At 61.5% G+C, this 23458-nt stretch carries 33 protein-coding genes; 12 read left to right on the top strand and 21 right to left on the bottom strand.

Annotated features, from left to right (window positions below; translation table 11 throughout):
* The first annotated feature begins 592 nt into the window (after nt 1-592).
* Nucleotides 593-1180 carry a hypothetical protein gene (locus QTL95_RS08905; RefSeq protein WP_289719630.1) on the top strand — a complete coding sequence of 196 codons (588 nt, stop codon included), beginning with the start codon at nt 593-595 and terminating at the stop codon, nt 1178-1180.
* 207 nt (nt 1181-1387) lie between these two features.
* On the opposite strand, the gene QTL95_RS08900 is transcribed toward QTL95_RS08905, so the two are convergent.
* The 3 genes from QTL95_RS08900 to QTL95_RS08890 all read right to left on the bottom strand — a co-directional run bounded on the left by QTL95_RS08900 (nt 1388) and on the right by QTL95_RS08890 (nt 3563).
* Nucleotides 1388-1927, bottom strand: a complete 540-nt coding sequence (locus QTL95_RS08900) for a biliverdin-producing heme oxygenase (RefSeq protein WP_289719629.1) — start codon at nt 1925-1927, stop codon at nt 1388-1390.
* Nucleotides 1928-2001: 74 nt separating this feature from the next.
* Nucleotides 2002-3087, bottom strand: coding sequence for a glycosyltransferase family 4 protein (locus QTL95_RS08895; protein WP_289719628.1), 1086 nt, complete (start codon nt 3085-3087; stop codon nt 2002-2004).
* A 62-nt stretch (nt 3088-3149) separates the two neighbouring features.
* Nucleotides 3150-3563 (bottom strand): rhodanese-like domain-containing protein, encoded by a 414-nt coding sequence (locus QTL95_RS08890; RefSeq protein ID WP_289719627.1) that lies wholly within the window; start codon nt 3561-3563, stop codon nt 3150-3152.
* 68 nt (nt 3564-3631) lie between these two features.
* Here QTL95_RS08890 and ftrA point away from each other — a divergent pair, with 68 nt between their 5' ends.
* Nucleotides 3632-4621 (top strand): transcriptional regulator FtrA, encoded by a 990-nt coding sequence (ftrA, locus tag QTL95_RS08885; protein ID WP_289719625.1) that lies wholly within the window; start codon nt 3632-3634, stop codon nt 4619-4621.
* Nucleotide 4622: 1 nt separating this feature from the next.
* On the opposite strand, the gene QTL95_RS08880 is transcribed toward ftrA, so the two are convergent.
* The 7 genes from QTL95_RS08880 to QTL95_RS08850 form a co-directional block, all read right to left on the bottom strand.
* Entirely contained in the window at nt 4623-4937 is a 315-nt protein-coding gene (locus QTL95_RS08880) for a HigA family addiction module antitoxin (RefSeq protein ID WP_289719624.1), read from the bottom strand.
* 102 nt (nt 4938-5039) lie between these two features.
* The gene (locus tag QTL95_RS08875) at nt 5040-5363 is read right to left on the bottom strand and encodes a sunset domain-containing protein (protein ID WP_289719623.1); all 324 of its coding nucleotides are present in this window, start codon (nt 5361-5363) and stop codon (nt 5040-5042) included.
* 162 nt (nt 5364-5525) lie between these two features.
* Nucleotides 5526-6839: an NAD-dependent dihydropyrimidine dehydrogenase subunit PreA gene (preA, locus tag QTL95_RS08870; protein WP_289719622.1), complete on the bottom strand. Its 1314-nt coding sequence runs from the start codon at nt 6837-6839 to the stop codon at nt 5526-5528.
* Between the two features lie 15 nt (nt 6840-6854).
* Nucleotides 6855-8216 carry an NAD(P)-dependent oxidoreductase gene (locus QTL95_RS08865; RefSeq protein WP_289719621.1) on the bottom strand — a complete coding sequence of 454 codons (1362 nt, stop codon included), beginning with the start codon at nt 8214-8216 and terminating at the stop codon, nt 6855-6857.
* A 106-nt stretch (nt 8217-8322) separates the two neighbouring features.
* Entirely contained in the window at nt 8323-8541 is a 219-nt protein-coding gene (locus QTL95_RS08860) for a hypothetical protein (RefSeq protein WP_289719620.1), read from the bottom strand.
* 111 nt (nt 8542-8652) lie between these two features.
* A complete protein-coding gene (locus tag QTL95_RS08855; RefSeq protein ID WP_289719619.1) occupies nt 8653-9708 on the bottom strand; it encodes a sensor histidine kinase in 1056 nt (351 codons plus the stop codon).
* A gap of 149 nt (nt 9709-9857) precedes the next feature.
* Complete coding sequence (locus QTL95_RS08850) at nt 9858-10652, bottom strand: response regulator (RefSeq protein ID WP_289719618.1); 795 nt, start codon at nt 10650-10652, stop codon at nt 9858-9860.
* Nucleotides 10653-10939: 287 nt separating this feature from the next.
* Between QTL95_RS08850 and QTL95_RS08845 the strand changes: the two genes are divergently transcribed.
* Nucleotides 10940-11101 (top strand): NepR family anti-sigma factor, encoded by a 162-nt coding sequence (locus QTL95_RS08845; protein WP_289719703.1) that lies wholly within the window; start codon nt 10940-10942, stop codon nt 11099-11101.
* An 8-nt stretch (nt 11102-11109) separates the two neighbouring features.
* Nucleotides 11110-11664, top strand: a complete 555-nt coding sequence (locus QTL95_RS08840; protein ID WP_037186043.1) for an RNA polymerase sigma factor — start codon at nt 11110-11112, stop codon at nt 11662-11664.
* A 96-nt stretch (nt 11665-11760) separates the two neighbouring features.
* Here QTL95_RS08840 and QTL95_RS08835 read toward each other — a convergent pair whose 3' ends face one another.
* The 7 genes from QTL95_RS08835 to hemP form a co-directional block, all read right to left on the bottom strand.
* Nucleotides 11761-12162 (bottom strand): hypothetical protein, encoded by a 402-nt coding sequence (locus QTL95_RS08835; RefSeq protein WP_289719617.1) that lies wholly within the window; start codon nt 12160-12162, stop codon nt 11761-11763.
* Nucleotides 12163-12171: 9 nt separating this feature from the next.
* Complete coding sequence (locus QTL95_RS08830; protein WP_289719616.1) at nt 12172-12519, bottom strand: DUF883 family protein; 348 nt, start codon at nt 12517-12519, stop codon at nt 12172-12174.
* Nucleotides 12520-12686: 167 nt separating this feature from the next.
* Nucleotides 12687-13478 carry a heme ABC transporter ATP-binding protein gene (locus QTL95_RS08825; protein WP_289719615.1) on the bottom strand — a complete coding sequence of 264 codons (792 nt, stop codon included), beginning with the start codon at nt 13476-13478 and terminating at the stop codon, nt 12687-12689.
* A 10-nt stretch (nt 13479-13488) separates the two neighbouring features.
* Nucleotides 13489-14601: a FecCD family ABC transporter permease gene (locus tag QTL95_RS08820; RefSeq protein ID WP_289719614.1), complete on the bottom strand. Its 1113-nt coding sequence runs from the start codon at nt 14599-14601 to the stop codon at nt 13489-13491.
* A 1-nt stretch (nt 14602) separates the two neighbouring features.
* Entirely contained in the window at nt 14603-15487 is an 885-nt protein-coding gene (locus QTL95_RS08815; RefSeq protein ID WP_442981274.1) for a heme/hemin ABC transporter substrate-binding protein, read from the bottom strand.
* A 6-nt stretch (nt 15488-15493) separates the two neighbouring features.
* Nucleotides 15494-16546, bottom strand: coding sequence for a hemin-degrading factor (locus QTL95_RS08810; RefSeq protein ID WP_289719612.1), 1053 nt, complete (start codon nt 16544-16546; stop codon nt 15494-15496).
* 10 nt (nt 16547-16556) lie between these two features.
* On the bottom strand, nt 16557-16739 hold the full coding sequence (gene hemP / locus QTL95_RS08805; protein WP_289719611.1) for a hemin uptake protein HemP: 183 nt from the start codon (nt 16737-16739) through the stop codon (nt 16557-16559).
* Between the two features lie 148 nt (nt 16740-16887).
* Between hemP and QTL95_RS08800 the strand changes: the two genes are divergently transcribed.
* The 6 genes from QTL95_RS08800 (at nt 16888) to QTL95_RS08775 (ending at nt 20162) form a co-directional block, all read left to right on the top strand.
* The gene (locus tag QTL95_RS08800) at nt 16888-17316 is read left to right on the top strand and encodes a hypothetical protein (RefSeq protein WP_442981275.1); all 429 of its coding nucleotides are present in this window, start codon (nt 16888-16890) and stop codon (nt 17314-17316) included.
* 59 nt (nt 17317-17375) lie between these two features.
* Nucleotides 17376-18680 carry a TonB family protein gene (locus tag QTL95_RS08795; RefSeq protein ID WP_289719609.1) on the top strand — a complete coding sequence of 435 codons (1305 nt, stop codon included), beginning with the start codon at nt 17376-17378 and terminating at the stop codon, nt 18678-18680.
* 112 nt (nt 18681-18792) lie between these two features.
* Entirely contained in the window at nt 18793-19200 is a 408-nt protein-coding gene (locus QTL95_RS08790) for a DUF2325 domain-containing protein (protein WP_289719608.1), read from the top strand.
* On the top strand, nt 19197-19466 hold the full coding sequence (locus QTL95_RS08785; RefSeq protein WP_289719607.1) for a hypothetical protein: 270 nt from the start codon (nt 19197-19199) through the stop codon (nt 19464-19466). The genes QTL95_RS08790 and QTL95_RS08785 overlap by 4 nt, the downstream gene beginning before the upstream one ends.
* 4 nt (nt 19467-19470) lie before the next feature.
* Nucleotides 19471-19788, top strand: a complete 318-nt coding sequence (locus QTL95_RS08780; protein WP_289719606.1) for an antibiotic biosynthesis monooxygenase family protein — start codon at nt 19471-19473, stop codon at nt 19786-19788.
* A gap of 2 nt (nt 19789-19790) precedes the next feature.
* On the top strand, nt 19791-20162 hold the full coding sequence (locus QTL95_RS08775) for a bleomycin resistance protein (RefSeq protein WP_289719605.1): 372 nt from the start codon (nt 19791-19793) through the stop codon (nt 20160-20162).
* Here the strand turns inward: QTL95_RS08775 and QTL95_RS08770 are convergent.
* On the bottom strand, nt 20149-20529 hold the full coding sequence (locus tag QTL95_RS08770; protein WP_289719604.1) for a DUF423 domain-containing protein: 381 nt from the start codon (nt 20527-20529) through the stop codon (nt 20149-20151). The two genes, QTL95_RS08775 and QTL95_RS08770, sit on opposite strands and share 14 nt — an antisense overlap.
* A gap of 4 nt (nt 20530-20533) precedes the next feature.
* Nucleotides 20534-20923 carry a group II truncated hemoglobin gene (locus QTL95_RS08765; protein WP_289719603.1) on the bottom strand — a complete coding sequence of 130 codons (390 nt, stop codon included), beginning with the start codon at nt 20921-20923 and terminating at the stop codon, nt 20534-20536.
* 147 nt (nt 20924-21070) lie between these two features.
* Between QTL95_RS08765 and QTL95_RS08760 the strand changes: the two genes are divergently transcribed.
* Complete coding sequence (locus QTL95_RS08760) at nt 21071-21640, top strand: TetR/AcrR family transcriptional regulator (RefSeq protein ID WP_289719602.1); 570 nt, start codon at nt 21071-21073, stop codon at nt 21638-21640.
* 11 nt (nt 21641-21651) lie between these two features.
* The gene (locus QTL95_RS08755) at nt 21652-21993 is read left to right on the top strand and encodes an SMR family transporter (protein WP_289719601.1); all 342 of its coding nucleotides are present in this window, start codon (nt 21652-21654) and stop codon (nt 21991-21993) included.
* Between the two features lie 172 nt (nt 21994-22165).
* On the opposite strand, the gene QTL95_RS08750 is transcribed toward QTL95_RS08755, so the two are convergent.
* On the bottom strand, nt 22166-22390 hold the full coding sequence (locus QTL95_RS08750; RefSeq protein WP_289719600.1) for a hypothetical protein: 225 nt from the start codon (nt 22388-22390) through the stop codon (nt 22166-22168).
* Between the two features lie 358 nt (nt 22391-22748).
* The coding region (locus tag QTL95_RS08745) for an efflux transporter outer membrane subunit (RefSeq protein WP_289719599.1) at nt 22749-23458 on the bottom strand (710 nt) is incomplete at its 5' end.

Here is a 23458-nt window from a genome sequence, read left to right as displayed (position 1 = left end):
ACGGCTCCAGTTCCATTTCCGCCGCTCCGCGGAATAGTTCGAAAGCCCCACGCGCGGCCTCGGCAGCGGACATGCTATGCTCATAGGCAGATACGACGACTTGAAAACTTGCCGTACCCGCCAGATCGAAGCGGCCGGCGATTTCATTGATTTCAGCGTGACAATCGCTGGTTTTCGCGCAAAGCGCGCTAAGAAGTGACATGCGATCGTATTCCGAATGACCGAGCTACAATGCCGGCTGCTCACCGGTGAATTAGCGATATACGGCAGGAGCTCATGTTTTCCAGCGAACAATGGAAAAAATACACCGGCTTTCCACTGTTCGGGATGCAAGCGAAACTGCCCGGTGCCCCACGCCCGCGACCGTTGCCTTGTCGTTGCAAGGCGTTCTTGTGGGTCGAATGTCCGCCTGACGGTGCGCAGACAGGCCTGTTTCCTACCAGAGGTTGTTGGCAAGGTGTAGGAATCAATGCCTTTTTAACGGTTCCTATCTATCAAGAACGCATCTCAGTTGCATTTTTACTATGGCATGATTGCCCAACCAATTTGGTTCACTGTCTCCGTTGAAACAGTGTGCGCATAGGGATCAGTGATGACATCCATTTCTTCCAGCTCCAATGTGGCGTTGCTCATTCTTCGACGTCAGCCGCTCGTCCCGACCGAAAAGGCTCAGGACGTTGGTCAAGATCTCGTGGCGACCGCCAATGGCCAGCCTGCAAATCAGACGGTTGGTACAAGCGCGCAGCCCACCAAATCTCAGTCAAAAATTTCCGAATCCTTGTTCGACGTCAGCAATCCAAGCGTCACCCAGATGAAACTCGCCTTGATCGCTCGGACGGGTCAAGAGTTGGGCGTTGACAAAGATGACTATGCTTCGATGGACGACTTCGTGGCGGCAATGAAGAATGTCGTTACAAATATAAAGGGCCAGAAAGGTTGGGAGCAGGTTGTCTCCAAGATCGAGCGCGATCTCGGCCTCGACAGGCTGGGTGTCTCTTTGGATGACGTCATCAACAGCGCCAAGGATACTGAGAAGGACGACAAGGTTAGCGAAGCGCTGAAAAAACAGGCCGGTCTGACCGAGGAGAACGACAAGGACACTTCCGATACTCTGCTCATACAGCAGGACGAAGACGGAACTTACGCTTCCCCGCCCACGAACATTTTGCCGCAAGTCTGACGAGACGTTCAGCCGAATATAATGTCGTGAAACGAAAGCTCCCTGAAACGCAGGAAGCGCATATGCAGCCAATCCTGCGGACGTCCGCGGATATTTGTTGCAGGGTGCGATCGCTCTCGCATCGGGATGCGAGAGCCATTAGGCTTCATGCTGCGGATCGGGACCGTCGTGCCGCTTCAATTGTCGCCCTGCAACCGCTCTGTCTCGCTACGAGATAGATGGTTCCAGTTCCATCTCCGCCGCCTTGCGGAAGAGTGCGAAGGTTGCGCGCGCGGCCGCGACGGCCTCGCTGGAGTCTTCGATCTCTACCGCATCGACCCGATCCATGAAGATCTTCATGTTGCCCTTGGGGCCTGTCGGCGTCAGGTAGCGCGACGGCATATTTGCTGGCACAGACTTGGCGAGTAGCGCGCCGCCGAGCTTGGAGCCCTCGATAACGTACATCGTTCCCCAGACTTCGGCTTCGCTCTTCAGGACAGGGGCTTCCAGCGGCTCAGGCTGCTCGATTCCGAGGTCGGCGAGATCGGCGGCCAACTGGTCGGTTCGGCGGCGATCCGCCCAATCCGGCAGGAGGTCGGCGATGCCGGCCTGTTCGAGTGCGGCTTCGACAGCGGGGAGGATGCGCGCATGCGCCCTCAGGAAGGCGGTATAGTCGCGAGAATTGCCGAGGTCGAACCGGCTGAAGATGTCGTCGACGGTCGCGTGGCTATCGGTTGTTTCAGTGCGTAGTGCATTGCGTAATGGCATGCTGCAGGATTTCCTAATTTAATTCTTTAAGTGTTTTGGGTGGGGCATATGTTCCGGATGGAGCCCATTTCCAGCTATAGTGAGATATTTCTTCGCGGAACAGTTACCCGAAGCAAAGATCTGGCATTTTCCCGTGCGACCGCGTGACGCTGTCGGTAGGCGTCGCGGGTGGTGCTGCGTTTGGCCCGAAGTGCGGGTTCGGGAGATAATTCCGACAGCCATGCAAGCGCGGTCGCGACGAAATCTCCCTGTCGGGAAATGAGGAGATCGGTGGTATCCAACTGCTTCCGGATGCAGCCGCGATCGAACGCGATGACGGCGTTGCCGGCAGCCTTGGCCTCGAAGATCACCAGTGGCTGGGCTTCGTTGGCGTAGGTGGTGGGAAAGACGAAGACGTCGATGTCCCGATAGAACCGGCTCTTGGCATCACCGTGGATTGGGCCGCGGTAGTCAAGTAAGCCGCCACTTTCCTTCATGGCGGTCTCGATAGCGGCGCGATCGTCGCTGTCGGTCGCGGGGCCGGCAAGGATTGCGCGCAACGGCATCCCCGCGCGGCGGGCCTCTGCCACGAGTTCGAGAAACGTCCGCAGACCCTTTTCCCGGTTCAGGTTGCTCAGTATGCCGATGGTCAAAGGCCGGAGCTCGGCTTCTTCGGTTTCTATCTCGGCAGGCGGAATGAAGGCGGCGTTGGAGACGACCTTTGCGTCAATCCGCGCGGGATAGGTATCGCTGAAGCGTTCGCGCATGATCTCGCAGAGGAAGATATGCGTCAGGTTGCGACCGCCGACCGCAAGGATGGCGCGCATCAAAAGGCTCGGCTTGTCGATATAGCTGAAGCTATGGTGATGCAGGTAAACCGGGTGGTTGGATGCTCTCGCGCACGCGACCAAGAGCAGCGTATAGACGAGGCCCAGGCCGCCCTCGCAGCCGAGATAGCAGACGCTTGTGCCGTGCCAACGAAACAAAGCAGTGCAGGCACGGATAACACGCAGCGCCTTCCTGAGATGCCGGGTAAGCCGTCCCGCATCGGGGGGCGGCGCGATGTCGTAGGTTGTGACGCCGTTTTCCTCGGCCAGCACCGAGATCATGCCCGCGGTGGCCTGCGAGAAGCCGTGTAGCGGCGGCGGCAACTGCCCGATCGCGATGATATGCTGTGTCATCCGGAAACCACCTCGTTTGCCGGATGACTATCGCGAGCGGCGCGAGAAATTTCAATCTCCGGTCAGGCGGCCGATATCGCTGGCGCGCTTTCGAACGCAAAGCCCTCGTCGGCCCAGCCGGTCATGCCGCCGATCATTACCTTCACGGCTAGGCCGAGGCGGGCAAGCCGCAATGCCGCCTTGTCGGTACCGTTGCAGTGCGGGCCGGCGCAGTAGACGACGAAGAGCGTGTCCTGAGGCCATTCGGACATACGATGCGCCGTCATCTTGCCGTGCGGCAGGTTGATGGCGCCGGGGATGTGGGAGGCTGTGTAATGCGCGGGCGAACGGACGTCCAGCAGCACGAAGTCGCGATGGCCGGCGGCCAGCGAGGCGTGGACATCCCAGCAATCGGTCTCGAAGGCGAGCTTGCGGGCGTAGTAGGCGGCGGTGGCCTCGGACGAGGCGGCAGGGGGTTCGGCGACGAAGCTTGGCATGGCGTTTCCTCTCGGTTGACGTTGCCGCCTGTTGTCGCCGATGTTATGGCTTGGCGAAACTGGCCATAATGACGGATAGCGTGAAGATCATGCCAAATACGTTGAAAGGCCCGCATGTGGCGGTGCTCGCCTATGACGGGCTCTGCACCTTCGAGTTCGGCATCGCTTACGAGGTTTTCGGACTGTCGCGCCCTGAAATGGGCGAGGGGTGGTATCGCTACTCGGTCTGCGGCGTCGAGCCCGGGCCGCTTCGGGCGGCGGGCGGGCTCATGGTTTCCGTGGATCACGGGCTGGATGTGCTCGGTGAGGCAGATCTGATCGTTGTGCCCGGCTGGCGCGCGATCGATGCGCCGGTGCCGGATGCGCTCGTCGATGCCTTGCGCGCGGCGTACCAGCGCGGTGTACGGATCATGTCACTCTGCTCCGGTGTCGCCGTGCTCGCAGCCTCAGGCCTTCTCGACGGGCGCAGGGCGACGACGCATTGGCGTTATGTCGCGGCGATCGCGGCGCGCTATCCTGACATCCGTTTCGATGCCGATGTTCTCTACATGGACGAGGGCAGTCTTTTGACAGCCGCCGGCAGCGCTGCCGGGATCGATCTCTGCCTGCATGTCGTGCGCGGCGATTTCGGCGCGGAAGCGGCCAACAGCGTGGCGCGGCGTCTGGTGCTGCCACCGCATCGCGAGGGTGGGCAAGCGCAGTTCATCCATGCACCCGTGCCTCAGGAGCGCGAGGGCATACGGCTCGGGCCGCTGATCGAGTGGATGCGGCAGCGGCTGAACGAAGAGCAGCCGATCAGCCTGCTCGCGGCGAAGGCCGGGATGAGCCAGCGAACCTTTCAGCGCCGGTTCGAGAGCACGACAGGCCATAGTGTCGGCGAGTGGCTGCTGATGGAACGGCTGCGCCATGCCCGGCAGCTGCTGGAAAGACAAGGCGGCATATCCTTGGACGATATCGCTGAAGCGAGCGGCTTCGGCACGCTGGCGACGATGCGGCATCACTTTCGCAAGCGGCTGGGAACGAGCCCGGGGGCGTATCGCAGGACGTTTGCGGGGTGAGTTAGGGATGCGTGGGGGCGCGGTAAGGCTGGACGTCAATGTCCATTTCGCGCTTGCGTGCCTGAGCGATATCGAAGCTGCTCTGCATTCGCATCAGCGTGTCCATGGACAGCCCGAATGCTATCTCGAACCGCAGCGCCATTTCCGGAGATAGGGACGAGCGCTCGTTGAGCAGCGCGGAGAGAGCAGGGCGGGTGAAGCCGAGGACGCGCGCGGCATCGGTGACCGAAAGCTCCAAGTCTTCCAGAACTTCGTGCTTCAGAAAGTCTCCCGGATGTGCCGGGCTCTTCACGCGTATACCAAGTGCGTCGATCATGGGCGTATCCCGGGGATTGTCGGGTTCAGCTGACCTGACATAGCTCGCTCTCACCGAGCGTGCTGTCAAGTCCTCTGGGTTTGTTGGCAGTGCGTTTGATCTTCAGAAATTGGCCTTGCGCCAACCCGCCGCGCGGGCCTCCTGCTCCGAGCAGAACCAACGCTCGCCGTATTGTGGCGAAATCTTCGTGGCCGCGTAGTAGTGCTGGCCCGGTACATGGAAGATGCGTTCGCCGGAATTGATGCTGACGTTGCCTTTTATGTTGCAGGAGGTTCCCTGCTGAACGATCACGCCGCTGTTGATGATCATCGGCTGGGTGGGGTCTGTCGCAAATGTGTAGCGCACTGCGTCGGGCATCACTGAGTAGCCACCCGCTGCAAGGAACGAGGTCAATGAGCATATGGCGACAACGATTGGAAACTTCATGATCCACCCCGAAAACCTCTTAGGGTTGTATCGGGGGGCGACTTAGGATCTCGTGTAAAAGATCGCTAAAATGCCGACGATAGTGGCACCGCGTGTGGCGGGGCCATACCGTGAAGCTTTGCTTCACGGTATGGCCGTGTGTTTTGCCGGTAGGCGCAATGCCTACTCCGCGGCCTGCCGGGCCATCGGGTTGTTCGGATGCGTCGTCCAGTTGGCGTAGTTGGGGTCGACGGTCTTGCCGGTGCGTTCATCGAGGCTGCCTGCGGGCAGCTGCTCCATGGTGATGCAGTTTTCGACGGGACAGACGTTGACGCAGAGGTTGCAGCCGACGCATTCGTCTTCCATCACCTCGAAGTGCCTGACACCATCGACGAACTGTGTGATCGCCTGGTGCGAGGTGTCCTCGCAGGCGATGTGACAGCGGCCGCACTTGATGCAGGCGTCCTGGTCGATCTTCGCCTTGGCGATGTAGTTGAGGTTCAGGTACTGCCAGTCGGACACATTCGGCACGGCGCGGCCTGTGATGTCGTCGAGGTTGCGGTGGCCCTTGGCGTCCATCCAGTCGGAGAGGCCCGTGATCATCTCCTGGACGATCTTGAAGCCGTAGGTCATCGCCGCCGTGCAGACCTGCACGTTGCCGGCGCCGAGCGCCAGGAATTCGGCGGCGTCGCGCCAGGTGGTGATGCCGCCGATGCCCGAGATCGGCATACCGTAGGTTTCCGGGTCGCGGGCGATCTCGGCCACCATGTTGAGCGCGATCGGCTTGACCGCCGGGCCGCAATAGCCGCCATGGCTGCCGCGTCCGTCGATCGAGGGTTCCGGCGAGAAGGTGTCGAGATTGACCGAGGTGATCGAGTTGATGGTGTTGATGAGCGAGACCGCGTCGGTGCCGCCCGACTTGGCGGCGCGGGCGGGCTTCCTGATGTCGGTGATGTTGGGCGTCAGCTTGGTGATGACGGGCATGCGGGTGTATTGCTTGCACCAGCGCACCACCATCTCGATATATTCGGGCACCTGTCCGACGGCGGCGCCCATGCCGCGCTCGGACATGCCGTGCGGACAGCCGAAGTTGAGCTCGATGCCGTCGGCGCCTGTTTCCTCCACCAGCGGCAGGATCGCCTTCCAGCTCTCTTCCTCGCAGGGGACCATGATCGAGGCGATTAGGGCGCGGTCCGGCCAGTTCATCTTCACCTGCTTCATCTCGCGCAGGTTGGTGTAGAGGTCGCGATCGGTGATGAGCTCGATGTTGTTCAGGCCAAGCAGGCGGCGGTCGGCGCCCCAGATGGCGCCGTAGCGCGGGCCGTTGACGTTGACGACCGGCGGGCCTTCCTCGCCGAGCGTCTTCCAGACCACGCCGCCCCAGCCGGCCTTGAAGGCACGCTCGACGTTGTAGGCCTTGTCTGTCGGCGGCGCCGAGGCGAGCCAGAAGGGGTTCGGCGATTTGATGCCGACGAAATTGTTGCGGAGATCAGCCATGGTTCACTCTCCCCTTCAGGCGACGGCAACGGCTGGCTGCACACCAGCGGCCAGCATGCGGTGGATGGATTCTGCGGCGTCGCGGCCATTGGCGACGGCCGAGACGGTGAGGTCGTTGCCCCCAAAGACGCAGTCGCCGCCGGCCCAGACGCCGTCAAGCGAGGTGCGGCCTTCGGCGTCGACGACGATGCGGCCGGACTCCAGACGCAGGCTTCCGAGGCTCGACGAGACGAGGGCCTGGCCGATCGCCTTGAAGATCTGGTCGGCTGCGATGACGCCGGTTTCGCCCGTGGTCGCCAGGCGTCCTTCCGACAGCGTGGTGTATTCGACCTCAAGGGCCGCGACCTTGCCGTCCTGTGCAAGGATCGCCTTCGGCGCCAGCCAGTGGCGGATGATGACGCCCTTGGAGGTTGCCAGATCCTGCTCGAACTCGGAGGCGTTCATGTGCTCCTTGCCGCGGCGGTAGCAGATGGTCACCTCCTCGGCGCCCAGCAGTTTCGCCTGCACGGCCGCATCGATGGCGGTCATGCCGCCGCCGAGCACGATGACGCGGCGGCCGATGGCGATGTCGGCCTTGTTGTCGGTCTGGCGCAATGCGGCGATGAAATCGACGGCGTCGTCGACGCCCGAGAGGTTTTCGCCTTCGACGCGCAATGCGTTGACGCCGGAGAGACCGATGCCGAGAAAGACGGCGTCATATTGTGCCTGCAGGTCGGCGAGATGGAGATCGCGGCCGAGCTGTTGGCCGTGCCGGATATCGATGCCGCCGATTGAGAGCACATAGTCGACTTCCTTCTGCGCGAAGCCGTCGACCGATTTGTAGGTGGCGATGCCGTATTCGTTGAGACCGCCGGATTTCGGATTGGCGTCGTAGATCACGACCTCGTGGCCCTTGACCGCGAGGCGGTGCGCGGCGGCGAGGCCAGCCGGGCCGGCGCCGACGACGGCGATCTTCTTACCTGATGAAGCAGCGCGGGTGTAATACTGCTTGCCGGCCTGCATCGCCGCATCGGTGGCGTAACGCTGCAGGCGGCCGATCTCGACGGGGCGTTCCTCGGCCGTGTTGCGCACGCAGGCCTGCTCGCAGAGCTCTTCGGTGGGACAGACGCGGGCGCACATGCCGCCCAAAATGTTTTGGTCGAAGATGGTCTTGGCGGAGCCGAGGGGATTGCCAGTCGATATCTGCCGGATGAAGAGCGGGATATCGATGGCGGTGGGACAGGCCGTCATACAGGGCGCGTCGTAACAGAAATAACAGCGGTCGGCGGCGACCAAAGCCTCGTGCTTGTCGAGGCGCGGGTGAAGATCGGAAAAATTCTTGTCATACTCGGCGGGCGAAAGCCGGCCAGCATGAATCCCAGTGTCCAGACGTTCCATTGAAGTTCCCTCATTATAGGTAAACGGCCAGTGGAACGAAGCGTAACTCAGGATAAAAAATTTATCAAACGGTAAAATTTTTACGGTTTCTGCCCATTCTCGATCTTCAAGCTGTTGTTTTTAAATGGTTAATTTGAGGAGGCCCAATGCGTAATTGCGCTTCGTCAAGCCACCACAATCGGCGCAGGGCCGAAGCGTTAATTTTTTTGGTTTTTTTGTGGGAATGGATGGAACCAAAGTTCTGACTGGCCGTTTTTGAGGTATCTGAACGATGACCGCATTGACCCAATATGCGCGCCCCCAACCCGTCGTTCAGACTACTCACGGTCCCCTCCCGATGAGTGAAGAACAGCCGGTGCGCCGCCCTCGCACTGGCTGTTCTTCGTTTTGGCGCTGTTTTCCTGATTGATGACGAGTTGACGCGGAGCAGCGAGAGTTAGCGCGTGGCCACCATCTGGGGCGCGCGCTTGAGGATCTCGAACTCGGCGTCAGGGATGGTCAGCCGGTATTCGATCCGTCCGGGCAAAAGGTTGAGCTCGGCCTTGCCGTTGACAGAGGAGGGGACGACGCGTTCGAGCACGGTCTTGCCGAAGCTGTTGTCGCTGAACTCGTGCACTTCGCTCTTGTCGTTCAGGATCTCGATCCAGGAAATCTGGATGGCGCGACGACCGGAGAGCGCCGCTTCCTGACAATCAAGCGCGATCGAGGGCGTGCCGTGGGCGATCGTTCCGTGCGACGCGGAGTTGACGATGAGTTCGTGCAAGGCAAGGCCGAGATGCACGGCGGCATTTGGCGTCAGATGTATATTCGTGCCGAAAATCGGAACGGCGCCGGCCATTTCGGGCCAATAGGGCGCGAACTGCTTCTGCGCCAGTTCGAAGAGGAAAGCGCCCCGCCAGCTGGAATCGGTGACGAGATCCTGGGAGTTTGAGAGCGACTGTAGCCGGCCGCGGAACTTCACGAGAAAACCATCCAGAGACAGGGTGTTACGGGCGGTCTGCGTCGCGATGCCCTGAATGATGGCAAGCAGGTTCTTGGAACGGTGCGAGAGTTCGCGGAGGAGGGACTTCAGCACCTTCTCACGGTGCCTGACTTCCGTGACTTCGGTAATGATCGACAGCACGCCGGTGACATGTTCGACACCGACGCGCTGGATTTTCAGCTCGTAGGTGCGCATTTCGCCTTCGATGGCAATATCGACTTCCGTGCTTGCCGGCGCTCCGGTTTCGAGAACTCGCGCCTTCAATGCCTCAAGATTGGCGCCGTGCGCTTCGCCGAAGAGTTCGGCGTCGCTGCCGCCGGGCACGGCAATTCCCTCGAAATGCGGCGGCAGGTTTTCGGCATAGACGATAGAAAGATCGGGATCCTGGAAGACAACGGAAATGCCGGCACTGGCAAGCGCGCGTTCCATCAGCACGGCCTTGCCCTCAGCAGCGAAAGGCAAACCGAGTAATGGTTCCGTCCTATCCACCAAGCTGCCTTTCCCTATCATCGTCTCGTCTTGCTCTCAAAAAGGGTTCCCGTGCGGGAAGCTCGTTTGTAGAGCAAAGCTTTGCAGAAACCGTTAAGGCTGCAAAAGCGCCCCAGAATGACTGGAACGCTTTCTTTTTGGCTTTGTTCCGAATGTCAGGAAACTTCCCTTCAAGCGGCCGCTTTGGTGGATTCGTTGAAGAAAAGCGCTTGGCTGATCAGGGCTTTCACCATATCCGGGTTGAAGGGCTTGGTGACCAGGAAGGTCGGCTCCGGCCGCTCGCCCGTCAAGAGCCGCTCTGGGAAAGCGGTGATGAAGATAACCGGAACACTCGCCGTCTTGAGGATGTCGTTAACGGCATCGATGCCCGAGCTGCCGTCAGCCAACTGAATATCGGCAAGCACCATGCTTGGCTTTGTCTTGTTGTAGAGGGCAACCGCTTCTGCGTGGGTGCGGGCAATGCCGGTCACGCGGTGGCCAAGGCTTTCGACCATCTGCTCGATATCCATCGCGATCAAAGGTTCGTCCTCGATGATCATGATGTCGGTTGCGACCTGGCGCGAAATTTCGCGCGAGGCGCTGTCGAGAAGACTGACGACTTCGCCTTCGGAGATATCGAGAATATGGGCGATCTCGGCGACGCGGAAATTCTCGACGGAGGCGAGAATGAAGGCCTGGCGCGCCTTGGGAGAAACCTTGGAGAGGTTGAGGGTCGCGCGCTGCTCCCACGCGTAGGGAGAACTGGGCTCGGGAATCTGCACGGACGCGGAACTAAACAGGGACGTGAACAGTTTGTAGAGTGCGACACGGTCATCGGCCGTATCCGGAAAAATCGTGAGGTCGGCAATGATCGCCTCAAGTACGGCCGCGACGTAGGCGTCGCCAGACGTCTGCGTACCGGTAAGCGCGCGTGAATAACGACGCAGGTATGGAAGATGCGGCGCAATTCGTGTGGAAAGTGTCATTGAAAGCTCCCGTTATAGCCGGTTACCGGCTCTAATGACTGGCAAACGCACGATAACCCAAAAAAGTTCCACTGGTTGCGGAACTTTTTTTTCATCCGCGCATTCTCTTGGCTACCATAGAGGGACCGCCGCGCTCACAGCACGAAGCGTTCATGGCTTTCATGGCTGGATGAACCGAAGCAGACGTATAGGACGATATACCTGCTTAACGTGGGCTCAAGCACAACAGGCAAGAAGTGAAGTTGATGACGACAGGAAACAGTGAAAAAGATCAGCAAAGACTGGAGATGCGCGCCAGCGACATACTGGATCCGAACAGCCAGATCGGCGTGAAGCTTCGATCGCTGTATTCGGCTGTCCAGGAGGAGGCGATCCCCGATCGTTTTCTCGACCTGCTGGAAAAACTCGACCAGGCCGAGCTCGTCGCTTCGGCCAAAACGGCGAAGTAAGGTGGCGCATGGATAAGCAGCAACCTAGCTTCAAGCGTGAGCTTCTGTCGGCCTTGCCGAGCCTACGTGCTTTTGCCATCTCGCTGATCGGTCGTCACGATCGTGCAGATGATCTCGTGCAGGACACCATCATGAAGGCCTGGGCAAAACAGGATCACTTCGAGATGGGCACCAACATGAAGGCCTGGCTCTTCACCATCCTTCGCAACGAACTCTACAGTCAGATGCGCAAGGCCGGTCGCGAGATCCAGGACAGCGATGGCCTGTTCACGGAATCGATGGCGACCCATCCGTCGCAGTACGGTGCGCTCGACCTTCAGGACTTCAAGAAGGCGCTTGAGCAACTGCCGCCGGATCAGCGTGAAGCGATCATTCTGGTCGGTGCGTCGGGCTTCTCCTACGAGGAAGCCGCTGAGATTTGCGAATGCGCGGTCGGTACCATCAAGAGCCGCGTGAACCGTGCTCGCCAGCGTTTGCAGGAACTTCTGCAGATCAGCGGCGAGGCCGATTTCGGGCCGGATGCGACGTCTTCGCCATTGACCTCGAAGGCCTTTGCCTTCTGAGGACCGTCATAAAAAGACGGGAGGAAAAAGCCGGCGGCCCAAGGGCCGCCGGCTTTTGTTTGTTCAGGTAAAACCGCCAATGATAGCCGGATGGGGTTAGTCGTCGCTGCGGGAGCCCATGAAATTGGCGGCAACGACGGCGGCCAGGATGCCCGCGGTCAGTAGCGGTTGAGAGCGAACGAGGCCGATGCCGACGGCTGCGAGCGATTCCACTGCCTGTTTGCGTTCCTTGGCGCGCCGCGCTTCCTGGGCGTTTATGATCATCATGACCACCAGCACGATGATCGCCACCAGCAATGCACCGGCGGCGAGAAACAGCGCTGCGCCGATCGGGCCATAGATGCCGGCGAGCCAGATGGCGCCGGCGACGATCGCTAGCGCGTAGGCAGTCAGCAACAGAATGGCGGCAATGCCAATGAAAATACCGTTGCGCTTGGTGCGCGCAACGGTCTTGTGAACACTCGTGCCTACGAGCAGGCTAATGAGCGGAAAAAGCATCAATCCCCCTTAACGCCGAGCGAGGAGGGCGAGCACAAGGCCAAAAGCTGCTGCCGCGCCAACCGTCGCCATAGGATGTTTGCGCACGGTGTTGCGCACTTCCTTTGTGCCGCGAAGATAACCGTTCTGCAACTCCGTCAGAAAATCCTCGCTGCGGGCGATGAGATCGTCGTAGCCGGCAAGTGCTTGAGCGCGGACCTTGTCACCCTGCTTTCGCGATTGCTTGCCCGCGAGCTTGGTGAGTGCCGCGATCTCTTCGCGCAACGTTTCGATCTGATCCTCGACGGTGGATTCGATATCTGCAAGCGCCCCGTTGCGACGATTGCTGCGAAGGGGATGGAGGAGCGAAGAAGCCACGTGTTTTTCTCCTTTATAGGGCGCATCGAGGCGCCGCCTGTTTAAACACAGGGTCGCCGCCGAATGTGCATGCAAACGCGTTGCCCGGCAATGACCCACATCAATCACGAGCTTAACGCCACCGGTGCGTGAAAAGTTCCGTCGCCGGCGGCAATTGCCGGATTGTTTCAGGCGCTTACGGCGGAGTGGGCAAGCACGAAGGGGGTATCGTCCAGAGGCGTTTGATTGATCCGCAGGCGGCAGCCGAAGACCGAGTGCATCATGTCGTCGGTCAAGACGTCGCGGACGCTTCCCGCTGCGGCGAGGCTGCCCTGTTTCATCAGGATGACCTGATCGGCGAAGAGGGCGGTCAGGTTGAGGTCGTGCATGACGGCGATGACGCCGCCGCCGGCCCGGCAGAACTTGCGGGCCAGCGTCATGATCGTCAGCTGGTGGCTGATGTCGAGGCTGGAGACCGGTTCGTCGAGCAGCAGCCAGCAGGGCTTGCCGTCCACCACCGGATCGGCGATTTGGCAGAGCACGCGGGCCAGCTGCACACGCTGCTGTTCGCCGCCGGAGAGCTCCTGATAGAACCGTCCCTCGAAGCCCCCGAGGTCGACCGATGCCAGCGCCCTGGCGGTCGTCTGCTCGGCCTTGCCAGGGTTCCGGTTGAGGCCGGAGGTCAGGCCCATGCGGACGATTTCGCGGACGGTGAAGGGAAAGGAGATATTGCTTGCCTGGGGCAGTACGCCGCGCATGCCGGCCAGCTGCCACGGCTGTAGAGAGCGGACTTCGTGGCCGTTGAAGCCGACCGAGCCCTCGTAGGATAGTTCGCCCGATACCGCCTTCATTGTCGTCGTCTTGCCTGAGCCGTTGGGACCGGCGATCGCGGTCAATTGGCCGGGTCTGGCGGTGAAGGCGACGTCGCTTACGATCGTCTTGCCGGACAGGCGGACGGAGAGGCCGGATACTTCGATCATCAAAGTTTACTCACAGGGTCAGGCGCGAGCGCTGCCGCAGCAAAATCCAGAGGAAGAAGGGTCCGCCGACGGCTGCGGTGATGATGCCGATCGGTAGCTCGGCGGGTGCCACGACGGTGCGCGCGAGAACGTCGGCGAAGATCAGCAGCGATCCGCCGAGTAGGGCGGAGGCCGGTAGCAGGAAGCGGTGATCCGGGCCGATCACCATGCGCAGCAGGTGCGGCACGACGATGCCGATGAAGCCGATGCCGCCGCTGACGGCGACGGAGGCGCCGGTCGCGGCCGCGACGCTGACGATGGCGATGTTCTTCAGCCGCTGCACCGATACGCCCATGTGGAAGGCAGCAGCTTCTCCGAGCGTGATGGCGTTCAACCCGCGCGCCATGAAGGGAATGGCGGCGAAGGAGAGGAGAATGATCGGGCCGGCCGCGGAAATCTTCGTCCAGGTGGAGCCGGCCAGCGAGCCCATGCCCCAGAAGGTGAGGTCGCGAAGCTGCTGGTCGTTGGCCATGTAGACGAGCAGGCCGGTCAGCGCACCCGCCAGCGAACCGAGCGCGATGCCGGCGAGCAGCATGGTGGCGACGGAGGTTCGGCCGTGGCCGGTGGCGATCCGATAGAGCAGCCAGGTGCTGGCGAGGCCGCCGCCGAAGGCCGCCAGAGGCAGCGCGTAGATGCCGAGAAGTATATAGAGCGGGGCGGCGAAGGAGCCACCGAGCACGATCATGACGACAGCTCCGAGGCCTGCGCCGGAGGACACGCCGACAAGGCCGGGGTCGGCCAGCGGGTTGCGGAACAGCCCCTGCATGATCGCGCCAGAGACCGCGAGCGAGCCTCCGACGAGAAAGCCGAGGATGGCGCGGGGCATGCGGATATCGAAGATGATGATGCGGTCACGCAGATTGAGCGCATCCTGCGAGCCTGCGAGGTTGGCGATGACGTCGAGGAACGAGGCGTCGGAGGCGCCGGTCGTGACGGAGAACAGCAACGCCAGGACGGAGCAGACGACAAGCAATGCGATCACCAGCAAGGCCAGCGCCGAGCGGTCACCGATGCGGTGACGCGCGCGCAGGTTTGCAGCCGAAAACATTGTGCGCTTCCCGTCCATGGCGTCGTGCAGAGCCATGTCAGCCCCCGTAGATTGCCGCGTTGAGCTCGCGAACGGCGCTCGCCGTGCGCGGACCGAAGCCGAGCAGATGCAGGCCGTCCATGCGGATGACGGCCTTGTTCTGCACTGCCGGCGTCAGCGCCAGGGCCGGCTGCTTCAAAAGGTCGTCGTTCGAGGTCGTGGCACCTGCGCGGCTCATCATCAGGATCACGTCGGGCTTGGCCTCGATGATCGCTTCGTCGGTCAGCGGCTTGTAGCCCGGGAAGTTGCCGACTGCGTTGTCGGCGCCGGAGAGCGCGATGATGCCATCGGCGGCCGTTCCGGTGCCCGATGCCATGACCTTGCCGCCCTGCAGGCTGAGGATGAAGAGCACACGCTTGCGCTCGCCTTCCGGCCGCTTCGTGGCGTCGGCAATGGCCGCGTCGAGATCGGCGCCGACCTTGGCTTCCAGTTCCTTGGTCTTGTCGGGAATGCCGAGCAGGGTGCCGACCCTGTCGATCTTGGCGAGGATGCCGTCACGCGTATAGGCGTTCGGCACCACCTCGAAGGGCACGCTGGCGCCCTTGAGAACGGTGAGCGCCTCCGGCGGGCCGGACCCTTCGACGGCGATGATCGCCGTCGGGTTCATGGCCAGGATGCCTTCCGGCGACAGCGCGCGCATATAGCCGACGTCGGGCAGCTTCATCGCGGCCTCGGGGTACATGCTTGTGGTGTCGCGGGCGATCAGGCGGCTTTCCTCGCCGAGCGCGTAGATGATCTCGGTGACGTCGCCGCCCACGGAGACGAGCCGGCTGGTGTCGATATCCTCGGCCCTAGCGGATGATGCGAGCGGCAATACAAGCACTGCCAGAGAGAGTGCTGCGCTGCGCAGGCATGTGCGATAGGAAATCTTGCTCATCGTCATATTCCCTTACGCTGCGACGCTGGTCGCGGCCTTTGGCAGGTTCTCGATGATCTCGCGCCATTCCGCGCGTTCGTCGGAGCCTTCCTTTCGCTTGCCGAAGAACTGGATGATCATCTCACCCTGTGCGTTGTAAGCCTCGAGCGAGGTGACATGGCCGTCCTTGGTCGGCTTGCGCACGGCCCACGCCTCGGCGATGTGATCCTGGCGCAGATGCAGGTGGAAAGTCGGGTCGAGAACGTTGATCCACGGACCCATGGCTTCGACCTTGTGGATTGGGCCGGAATGGATCTGCACGATGCCGTCATTGGCGACAAAGCACATGATCGGCAGGCCGGCATTGGCGGCGGCATGCATCATTTCGGTCGTGGCGCCCGTGTCGAGCAGCCAGGCATAATCGTCGCCGACGGTGCGCACGGCGGCCTGGCGGCCGATCTTCAGCTTGCGCAGCATGCCGAAGAATTCGTGGGTGTCGGTCATCTTGCTCCAGTGCTCGCGAAGCTCCTCGCGGCTCACATCGCCGCTCTCGTCCGCGGGGTTGCTCGCGGTGTCGGCAATGAAGTCCTGCGACTGGTCCTCGAGCGTGAAGTCGCGCACCAGGGCGCGGTAGGCTTCGACGTTCGATTCCGGGCGCAGATGCACCTTGTGGACGGCAACGCCGGCCTTGTCGAAATACTGGAGGCTGAGGCGCTCCTGATCGCCATCCCTCTTGGTCACAGCGAAGGCGTGGGCCCAGCGGCTCGGGAAGATGCGCAGGTCGATGTTCTCGCCGAGCACGATCGAGGCCTGCGGGCCGAACTTGATGTTCTCGTAGGTGCCGATCTTTTCGTGAACGGCGCTCTCGTTGCGCGACAGCGCCATGACTTCGCCAAGCTCGGCGATGCGGCCGAGGAACTTCTCGACGCTGGCATCGATGCGGGTCGCGCTGATGCCGACTTCGGCAGCGACGAGGGCTGCCTCCGAAACCTTCAGCTGGGCAGCGATGTCGCGCTCGCGCATCGTCGGATTTTCAGCGCGAAACGCGCGGATGTCGGCCGGCGAGACCTTGGTGTTGTCAGTCATTACAATGCCCCTACTTATTGAGAATGAGTTTGCCCTGCCGGGTGATCTTCATGCGATAGATCACACCATCGTGATGGATCATGATCTCGCTTGCCCCGCGAAAAATATCGGCGCTTTCCATTGTGCGTACTTCCGCAACGGGAGCACGCTGAAGCGCCACATGCTTTGATGCGTCTGGTTTATCAACCATCATTTCAGTCGGTTAGTTCCGCTAGAACTGCACGCGCGGCGTGCGGTTTTGCTCATAATTATGTTGACTCTCATAGTCATCATTTTTTAAAGACGCAATAGCGGACTGAAAAAGTCATATTTGAGCAAATGCTGGAGAATGTGGAATGGCGATGAGCGGTGCAACAAGGCTCGTAGCGGGCTTGCTTTTGGCGGTATCGGCGGTGTCGCAGGCCCATGCACAGGAGGCCGCGCAGAAGGCCGGTCTCGAGGTCGAACTGAACGCTCTGGCGCCTTCGCAGAAGGGCTGCATGATGACCTTCGTGGCGCTGAACAACCTGGCGGCGCCGATCAACAAGATTTCTTTCGAGCTCGCCTTCTTCAACGACAAGAACGCTGTCGATCGCGTGACCGTTCTCGACTTCCGCGACCTGCCGCAGGGCAAGAAGCGCGTGCGGCAGTTCGATATGCCGAACGTGAAGTGCGAGACCGTGACCCGCATCCTGATCAACGACACACCCGTCTGTGATGGTCTGGCGGCCGGTGAGTGCATGAAGGGTCTCGTGACCCGTTCGCAGGTTTCCGTTCCTTTCGAGGGTTGAGTGGCTCGCCGGACATGACGTCCGGCGGTTTCAGGTTCAACTGACCGAGGCATATGCATATGGCAGTTTCAGCAAAGTCCAGATTGAGACATGTTCTCATTGAGGAGCCGGTCGCTGATGCCGGGACGAACGACAACAACCCCGGAATGCATCCGGGACATGAAATGTCGGACCTGCGCAATTGTCCTCGCCAGCCGGCCGCCGAAGCCGTCATCCACTATGCGCGGTTCGCGCATATCGAATCTTTCCCGCAAGATCCCAGAAGCGCCAGCAGCGGCCATGTGGCCGCTCCCAGCATGGATGCGGCTGTGGAGAAGGAAGCCGCGACAAAGGGCAAGCGCAAGTGGGTGGTCACCGCCGCCTGTGCCAGTTCGCTGATCTTTCACGTCGCACTCGTCGCCGCGTTGTTGATCGGTATCGTCGTCACGCCGACGGAGCCTGTCGAGGAAGCGGGCGAGACGGTGAGCGTGATCATTCTTGGCGATTCCGATGTGGACCAGCAGTCCTCCGGCGAGGATGTCGAGGATCCGCAGCCCGATCAGGTGGTCGCGGAAAGCGTTCAACCCGAAACCGTGCAGCCGACGGAAGTCACGCCTGAGCAGGCCCAACCGGCCGAGCCGCAGGCTGTCGCGCCGACGCAGCAGGTCACGCGCGTTTCACCCGAGAACGCAACGGCCCAGGAGCCAGAGGTTCTGACATCGCAAACGCCGGCGGAGACGTCCGTGGTGCAGCCGATGGCGACGCAGGTGCCGGAAGAAGTTCCGCCGGAAACGCCGCCGGTCGCGCAGGCGACACCGGAGGAAGTGACGCCGGTGCAGCCGACCGAGACCGCGGAGGTCGCGCCCGAGCCGGATGCGACGCCAACTCCCACGCCGAAGCCGAAGGCCGAGACGCCGGTCAAGAAGCCGAAGCCCGTGGAGAAGAAGACGCCGCCGAAGAAGACGACGCAGGCGGCTGGATCGAAGGGTGACAACAAGCAGGACAGCAAGCGGGGCACCGCCGATGGCAGCGAGACCGCGCAATCCGACCATGATTCCCGCAGCGCTGGAAGTGTCGGCGGTTCGGGAAGTGCCGCCGTCGCCAACTATCAAGGCAAGTTGGAGGCCAAGCTCAGGCGTTCGATGCGGGTTCCAACCAAGTTCAAGCGCATGGGCGTGGCAATGACGGTCCGCATCAGGCTGACGATCAGTTCGTCCGGTGCCCTTAGCGGATTGAGTGTGGCCCGCAGTTCCGGCATTCCGGAACTCGACCAGGCTGCACTGGATAGCATACGCCGCGCGGCGCCGTTCCCTCCGTTGCCTGCGGAATGGGGGAAGCCGACGTGGCCGTTCAGTCAGGAAGTGCAGCTGACGAGCGGCCGATGAGAAAATATGATAAAAAAAATCAACTTTATACTTTACTATAAAAATCAAGTTTACTAAGGTCCGCTCATACACACGGGAATCGTGTGCCGATCAATGAGCGAACGGGTGGTAAATGGCGCGTAAGGGGAAGAAGGGGACGAACCGGGAGATCCGCGTTAACGTGGATGCACGCGCGGTTCAGGAGGAGACCGGGCGCTCCAAGCTCGATGGTCGCAGCTTCCTCTATGTCGGCGGGCGTGACTGCCAGGTGGCGCATCTGAGGCAGATCGCAAGCAGTTTCGGCGCCGAGCTGATCCACCACGATGGCGGGCTGCGCGAGGCGGTTTCGCGCATCGACACCGTGCTTCCGTCGGTCGACTGCGTATTCTGCCCCATCGACTGTATTAGCCACGATGCGTGTCTGCGCGTTAAGACCGGCTGCAAGAAGTTCGGCAAGACCTTCATTCCGCTGCGCAACGGCAGCAAGTCCAGCCTCGAGCGCGCGCTCACCACGATGAATGAACGAGACGCTTCCAGATGAATGACGAACGCCCCGAGGGCTTCATGATGATCGGCCTGCACAAGCTCGCCGCTCAGAATGGCGATGGACTTGTGCCCGAACTCTACGACCTGATGATGCGCAATGCCGAACGGCGCGAGCACTATCCCAACGTCACGGAATTCCCGGCATGGGAAGCGCGGCTTTCCGGCCAGCCTTCCGAAAAGCCGCTTGGCCCGGATGCCGCCAACGGCAATAATGTCGTCGCCTTCGCGTCGACGAGGGCCGAGCGTAAGCGAAAGGCTTGAGGCCATGACCTTCATTGCGATGAACCGCTTTCAGGTGGTGACCGGTTCTGAGGCGGACTTCGAGGATGTGTGGCGCAACCGCGATTCCAGTCTCTCCAAGGTTCCTGGGTTCGTGGAATTCCGGATGCTCCGCGGCAAGGAGAATGTCGAGGGCGGCTACACGCTGTTTGCCTCGCACACGATCTGGAAGAGCGAGGCCGATTTCCTGAACTGGACGAAATCGGAGGAATTCCGTGCGGCGCACCGCAATGCGGGGGATCGCAAGGCCATGTACAAGGGGCCGCCGGTCTTCGAAGGTTTCAACGTCGTGGACGGTATCTGAGAATGGCGGAGAATCCCGATCGCATCGAGGTTCTGCCGGTGCTCCCGTCTCTCGATATCGAGGAGACGCTGGCCTTCTATCGCGGCGAGCTCGGTTTCAGGGAGATCGTCTATCACGCGCAGGATTACCTGATCGTGCGTCGGGACGACATGGAACTGCATTTCTGGCGAACCGATGATCGTTCGCTTTGCGAGCGCACCTCAGTGTACCTGCGCGGCGGTGGTATCGGCGCCCTGCACGCCGAATATGACGCGAAGGGCGTGAAAAGCCTGACCGGGCTTCAGGTGCGGCCGTGGAACATGGAAGAGTTCTATATCCATGATCCGCACGGCAATCTGCTCCGCTTCGGGCGGATACCGCTCAGCCAGCCTTGACGCCGGTGCGGAAGAAGGCGCCGACTGCCACCGACAGCCAGCCGAACATCATCGCAAAACCGCCTGTCGGCGCCGCCATCGGAAACAAGCCGGATCCGGCGAAGCGCAGCATGACGAGGTCACCGGCGAAGAGGATCGTGCCGAGGCCGATCAGGACGCCCGCTATCGCCGCTGTCTTCAGCTTCTCTGCGCCGATCGCAAGCGCCAGCAGGGCAGGGGCGTGAGCCAGGCACATCGCGGCGGCCGAGGCCAGAAGATGCGGATCGCCACCGGCGTGCGCGGCGGCGGCCGAGAGGGCGACGCCGGCGAAGCCGAAAATGCCTGACAGCACATAGAAGGCCGGCACGAAGCGGGTATTCGGTATCATCCGGCTATTCCTTGTTCTGCATGTGAAAGGCGAGGCGCTCGATCGGTTCCCATATCAGCGCGCGCAGCTTGGGATGGGGCACCGTTTCTTCCAGCGCCCGGCGGAAGCAGAGCAGCCATTCGTCACGCTCGACCGGGCCGATCTCGGCGACGAAGTGCCGGCTCCTCAATCTGGGATGGCCGTGCTTGTCGGTATAGAGCGGCGGGCCGCCGAGATAGCCTGTCAGGTAGTCGTAGAACTTCGCTTCACTGCCTTCCAGCGTCGGCGGATGCACGGCGCGGACGTGGCTTGCTTCCGACAGCGTATCCATCAGCTCGTAGAAGCGGCGGGACAGCGCCCGGATGGTCGGCTCCCCGCCAACGGCCTGATATAGCGTGATGACTTCTTCACTCACAATTCAATCCTCGATCGTCTGCTCTTATTTGCATCGCCCGAGCCTGGATCGCAACCGTTGCAGCATGGATGCGGCAATTCGCTTTGGCGACAGGCACTGCCGCCAGATCTTCTTGACAAAACCGTCCAGACGGTATCTTTATGGCTCATGTCTACAGCTCATCACCGCCGCAAACAGCCCGCTCTCGTTCGCCAGCAGTTGCTTGATGTCGCCGCGCGGCTGACAATGGAGCAGGGGATGGGATACGTGACGCTGGACGCTGTCTCCGGCGCCTCCGGCATCAGCAAGGGCGGCTTGCTGCATCATTTCCCGACCAAGAACGCGCTGATCGATGCGCTGTTCGAGAGCCTGCTCGACCGCTTCGATGCGGATATGGAAGAGCGGATGCGCGAGGATCCTGTTTCCTACGGTCGGTTCAGCCGCGCCTATCTGAGGGCGGTCTCGGATCTGAGGGATAGTCCAGCTGAGGCCGCGCACTGGGCGCAGGTGACGATCGCGCTTCTCGCCGAGCCGCGGCTTCGGGATCGCTGGCGCCAATGGGTGCAGGCGCGGGCCGAAGAGTATGTCGGCACGGATTCGTCGATCGATCTGCAGATCGTGCGCTTCGCCGTCGATGGCCTGTGGCTCGCCGACATGCTCGGCAGCCATGAGATCGGCACGGAGGATCGCGCGGCGCTCATCGCGCGGCTCATCGATATGACCAACAGGGAACGTTGAGGATTTTGCCCATGGCGCCCGTTGCGGTCTATGCGCTGCTTTTCGTCGCGATCGTGCTCGAGGTCATCGGCACGACGGCGCTGCAATTGTCGCAACAGTTCACCCGTCTCGGCCCGGCGCTGGTGCTCGTCGTCTGCTATGCGGCGGCCTTCTACTGCCTGTCGATCACGCTGAGGGTGATCCCCGTTGGCATCGCCTATGCGATCTGGAGCGCGCTCGGTATCGTGCTGATCTCGCTGGTCGGGCTCGTCTATTTCAAGCAGCGGCTGGATTTGCCGGCCGTCCTCGGGCTCGCGCTGATCATCGCCGGCGTGCTCGTCGTCAATCTGTTTTCGAAATCGGTGTCGCACTGAGCCACGAGAGCGTGGCTGGTGCGTTCATGCGGCGCCATCGGTGCCTGGTCGCCCGCGAAAGGTGCGGGGGGCGTCACAGTTCAGTCGGTGCAAGCCTGCCGGATCGTTCTGCGGCCCTGCATGCATTCCCCTCGGTCCGCGCGTGGCCGGATGCCGGCGCGCGGTCGGCGCTTCAGTTGTTGTTGGCGGCCATCAACCTGCGCTCGGCCTTGGTCGCGAGATACATGACATAATTCTCGGCGGCATCCGCCAAATGCAGCGCGATTTCCTCTTCGCGCCATCCCGCCGCGACAGCGCGACGGACAACATCGGTAATCGCCGTGGAGCAGACGTTTTCGCATTCCCGCGTACGAGCTGTGTCCTCGGCATTATATCTGGGTGAACGAATGTTTGTCATGGCATCAGAGTGCCATAATCCCCAACATTTTCAAGCGAATGCGAATGGATTGGTTATCCGGTAAGGTTAAGCGTGGAGCTGGCTGGGGGTCGCGATCGCCGGGTTGGATCAAAAGGAAATGCGGCGCTCGCGCATGCACTGTTTTCGTACTTCCAGCCGCTTCATTTCGGCACATCTACATTAATAATCGCTCAATGACGCGCGCCGTTTATTTCGCGGTGATAATGCAACTCACGATTTTGTGATCACGCTTGGTTGGCCTCTAGCCATGGTCACGACCGTCGATCGCATGTCCGCGACAAGCGAGAGTGCCTGCGAGCGCGATCCGGCAAGAAGCGCGGCGTGGCGCGCGTCTTCCTCAGCTCGCCTTCGGCGGCGCAACGGTGGGCTTGCCGTCCGGGGTATATCCGCCGCCGATGGCGACGTTGAGGGAGACGTAGTCCCTGGCCATCTGCTGGACGGCGGCTGCCAGGCTTGCCTGGGCGAGCGAGACCTGGCGCTGGGCGTCGAGAACGTCGAGCAGCGAGGAGGCGCCGTCCTTGTAGCTGGCGGTCGACAGTTCCAGCGTTTCCTGGGTGGTCTTCACCTGGGCGCGCAGGGCTGCAACCGTCTGGGCGTCGCGGCGAACGGCCGAGAGCGCGTTTTCGACTTCCTCGACCGCTTCCAGAACCGTCTGCTTCCAGGCGAGGTACTGGGTCTTGGCGGTCGACTTGGAGATGTCGACATTGGCGCGCAGGCGGCCGCCGTCGAAGATCGGCAGGGTCAGCGTCGGGCCGAAGGACCAGCTGGCCATGCTGCTGCTGCTCAGGCCGGCCCGGTTGGTCAGGGACGGCGAGATCGAGCCCGACAGCGTGATCGTCGGATAGAGCTGGCTGATGGCGACGCCGATATCGGCGGTGGCGGCGGCGAGATTGCGCTCGGCGACGCGGATGTCGGGGCGGTTGCGGATCAGGTCGGCGGGAACGCCTGATTTGATGCCGCCGCGGAAGATCGGCTGCGAGGAGCCGCGCAGCAGCTCACCGACCATCGAGCCGGCCGGCTTGCCGAGCAGGGTGGCGATGTGGTGGG

It is taken from the genome of Rhizobium sp. S152, from assembly GCF_030380735.1.
Taxonomy (GTDB): domain Bacteria; phylum Pseudomonadota; class Alphaproteobacteria; order Rhizobiales; family Rhizobiaceae; genus Rhizobium.
The sequence above is the reverse complement of the archived record's forward strand: the minus strand, read 5'-3'. Positions and strand labels throughout refer to the sequence as shown.

Bases quoted from the DNA above. Each gene is read 5' to 3' on its own strand.
- QTL95_RS08905 (WP_289719630.1), top strand. From the start codon at position 593: ATGACATCCATTTCTTCCAGCTCCAATGTGGCGTTGCTCATTCTTCGA.
- QTL95_RS08900 (WP_289719629.1), bottom strand. From the start codon at position 1,927: ATGCCATTACGCAATGCACTACGCACTGAAACAACCGATAGCCACGCG.
- QTL95_RS08895 (WP_289719628.1), bottom strand. From the start codon at position 3,087: ATGACACAGCATATCATCGCGATCGGGCAGTTGCCGCCGCCGCTACAC.
- QTL95_RS08890 (WP_289719627.1), bottom strand. From the start codon at position 3,563: ATGCCAAGCTTCGTCGCCGAACCCCCTGCCGCCTCGTCCGAGGCCACC.
- ftrA (WP_289719625.1), top strand. From the start codon at position 3,632: ATGACGGATAGCGTGAAGATCATGCCAAATACGTTGAAAGGCCCGCAT.
- QTL95_RS08880 (WP_289719624.1), bottom strand. From the start codon at position 4,937: ATGATCGACGCACTTGGTATACGCGTGAAGAGCCCGGCACATCCGGGA.
- QTL95_RS08875 (WP_289719623.1), bottom strand. From the start codon at position 5,363: ATGAAGTTTCCAATCGTTGTCGCCATATGCTCATTGACCTCGTTCCTT.
- preA (WP_289719622.1), bottom strand. From the start codon at position 6,839: ATGGCTGATCTCCGCAACAATTTCGTCGGCATCAAATCGCCGAACCCC.
- QTL95_RS08865 (WP_289719621.1), bottom strand. From the start codon at position 8,216: ATGGAACGTCTGGACACTGGGATTCATGCTGGCCGGCTTTCGCCCGCC.
- QTL95_RS08855 (WP_289719619.1), bottom strand. From the start codon at position 9,708: ATGATAGGGAAAGGCAGCTTGGTGGATAGGACGGAACCATTACTCGGT.
- QTL95_RS08850 (WP_289719618.1), bottom strand. From the start codon at position 10,652: ATGACACTTTCCACACGAATTGCGCCGCATCTTCCATACCTGCGTCGT.
- QTL95_RS08845 (WP_289719703.1), top strand. From the start codon at position 10,940: ATGCGCGCCAGCGACATACTGGATCCGAACAGCCAGATCGGCGTGAAG.
- QTL95_RS08840 (WP_037186043.1), top strand. From the start codon at position 11,110: ATGGATAAGCAGCAACCTAGCTTCAAGCGTGAGCTTCTGTCGGCCTTG.
- QTL95_RS08835 (WP_289719617.1), bottom strand. From the start codon at position 12,162: ATGCTTTTTCCGCTCATTAGCCTGCTCGTAGGCACGAGTGTTCACAAG.
- QTL95_RS08825 (WP_289719615.1), bottom strand. From the start codon at position 13,478: ATGATCGAAGTATCCGGCCTCTCCGTCCGCCTGTCCGGCAAGACGATC.
- QTL95_RS08820 (WP_289719614.1), bottom strand. From the start codon at position 14,601: ATGGCTCTGCACGACGCCATGGACGGGAAGCGCACAATGTTTTCGGCT.
- QTL95_RS08815 (WP_442981274.1), bottom strand. From the start codon at position 15,487: ATGACGATGAGCAAGATTTCCTATCGCACATGCCTGCGCAGCGCAGCA.
- QTL95_RS08810 (WP_289719612.1), bottom strand. From the start codon at position 16,546: ATGACTGACAACACCAAGGTCTCGCCGGCCGACATCCGCGCGTTTCGC.
- hemP (WP_289719611.1), bottom strand. From the start codon at position 16,739: ATGATGGTTGATAAACCAGACGCATCAAAGCATGTGGCGCTTCAGCGT.
- QTL95_RS08800 (WP_442981275.1), top strand. From the start codon at position 16,888: ATGAGCGGTGCAACAAGGCTCGTAGCGGGCTTGCTTTTGGCGGTATCG.
- QTL95_RS08795 (WP_289719609.1), top strand. From the start codon at position 17,376: ATGGCAGTTTCAGCAAAGTCCAGATTGAGACATGTTCTCATTGAGGAG.
- QTL95_RS08790 (WP_289719608.1), top strand. From the start codon at position 18,793: ATGGCGCGTAAGGGGAAGAAGGGGACGAACCGGGAGATCCGCGTTAAC.
- QTL95_RS08785 (WP_289719607.1), top strand. From the start codon at position 19,197: ATGAATGACGAACGCCCCGAGGGCTTCATGATGATCGGCCTGCACAAG.
- QTL95_RS08780 (WP_289719606.1), top strand. From the start codon at position 19,471: ATGACCTTCATTGCGATGAACCGCTTTCAGGTGGTGACCGGTTCTGAG.
- QTL95_RS08775 (WP_289719605.1), top strand. From the start codon at position 19,791: ATGGCGGAGAATCCCGATCGCATCGAGGTTCTGCCGGTGCTCCCGTCT.
- QTL95_RS08770 (WP_289719604.1), bottom strand. From the start codon at position 20,529: ATGATACCGAATACCCGCTTCGTGCCGGCCTTCTATGTGCTGTCAGGC.
- QTL95_RS08760 (WP_289719602.1), top strand. From the start codon at position 21,071: ATGTCTACAGCTCATCACCGCCGCAAACAGCCCGCTCTCGTTCGCCAG.
- QTL95_RS08755 (WP_289719601.1), top strand. From the start codon at position 21,652: ATGGCGCCCGTTGCGGTCTATGCGCTGCTTTTCGTCGCGATCGTGCTC.
- QTL95_RS08750 (WP_289719600.1), bottom strand. From the start codon at position 22,390: ATGACAAACATTCGTTCACCCAGATATAATGCCGAGGACACAGCTCGT.